The following is a 1,372-nucleotide window of genomic DNA, read 5'->3' as shown; positions in this document are numbered from 1 at the left end:
GTTTTTATCACTTTCTGGATTAGAGCCAAAAAAGTAAATACCCAATCAAAGGTGGCTCCATCCATTTGGGATTTATTTACAATTAGACTAAAGGGACAGCGACGATTTGTTTGTTAAGAAGCACCTTTTCCTTCTATTTTCAGAAGCCAGATATATGCTGGTTTCCACAAGGATGCTCTTAAAAGACGGCTGATTTGTAAGATGGTTCGCTTACTCTTCGTATCGATTTGAGCGAGTACATTTAAACAAAAAACAATGAGTGCAATAAACACTTGATTGTATACTGCTGCTTCACTTTGACCGTAAAATTTTTTGATGTTCAAATGTTGTTTAATCCATTTAAAAAACAACTCTATGGCCCAGCGTGATTTGTACATCTCTGAAATTTCATCGGCACTCAAATCAAAGCGATTTGTAACTAATAGGAGTTCATTTCCTTTTGAATCTATAACTTTTATTAGGCGAAAGTAATTCTCAGCACGGTTTTGCGTTGTACCGATCACCACCATTTGATCCGATAAAACAGCTGAGTCATCAGGTAGTTTAAAGTCTTCAACTACCCGTATAAAAGCATTTTTTCGGAGCCTGGTAAGGAAAAAGTAGCCATCATCCGTCATGCGATCGAATCGCTCGTAATCCAGATAGCCTCGATCAAACACATACATGCATTCTTTGTCATCGACCATGACTTCAAGCTGATTGCGATCATGTTCTTTCGCATTAGTCAAAACGGCTTTTTCGGGATAAGATATTCCTTTTTCCATAAATACGAGACGAAGATGTATCTTAACACCAGCTTTTGTTTTACGAAATTTTGCCCACTTATGATTGGTTAAATTAAGTGGCAATGTGCTCGAATCAATGATCTTCAATGGCATTGCAGTTTTTGAATCATGTGTATTCTCATGAATTTGACTTACCAAATCAAGGAATAGCCTTTGAAATATATCTGGATTCAAACCGTTCAATCGGCGTGACAGCTGGGAAATACTAATAGAATTAAGATCTATTTCCTTCTGAAGCTGGTCATCGAAAAGACTATCACCCAACGCATGCAAACTTTCCATTTCTTGCAGCTGTGCAAAAAGCAGTAACTTTAGAAATGACTCTGTCGTTAATTTTTTCGTATAGTAATCTAATTTCATCGTTTTCACCTGTTCTTCAAATAATTGAAAGTTTATTGGTGAAAACCATTGCCCAAATGAAGTTTTTCGTGTAATCTTGTCCATGAGTTTTGGTCCTTTATTAGTGGATTTGGACGGGTTACCACCTGACTATATCCATTATAAAGGACTTTTTCTTTGGATAACAGTAAATTAACGAAAATTTTGCCCATTCCTAATTTTTAGTTTTAATTAATGCAATGCTAGTG

At 36.1% G+C, this 1,372-nt stretch carries 1 protein-coding gene; it reads right to left on the bottom strand.

What is annotated here, in order from left to right; genetic code table 11:
- Positions 1-113: 113 nt before the first annotated feature.
- Complete coding sequence (locus ACDX78_RS23165; RefSeq protein ID WP_486031212.1) at positions 114-1,229, bottom strand: IS4 family transposase; 1,116 nt, start codon at positions 1,227-1,229, stop codon at positions 114-116.
- Between the last annotated feature and the right edge of the window lie 143 nt (positions 1,230-1,372).

Source organism: Virgibacillus oceani (genome assembly GCF_041521345.1).
Classification (GTDB): domain Bacteria; phylum Bacillota; class Bacilli; order Bacillales; family Amphibacillaceae; genus Virgibacillus_N; species Virgibacillus_N oceani_A.
Note: the sequence above shows the minus strand (reverse complement) of the source record. Positions and strands in the feature narration are given on the sequence as shown.

Coding starts and splice junctions, on each gene's coding strand:
- ACDX78_RS23165 (WP_486031212.1), bottom strand. CDS start 1,229: ATGGACAAGATTACACGAAAAACTTCATTTGGGCAATGGTTTTCACCA.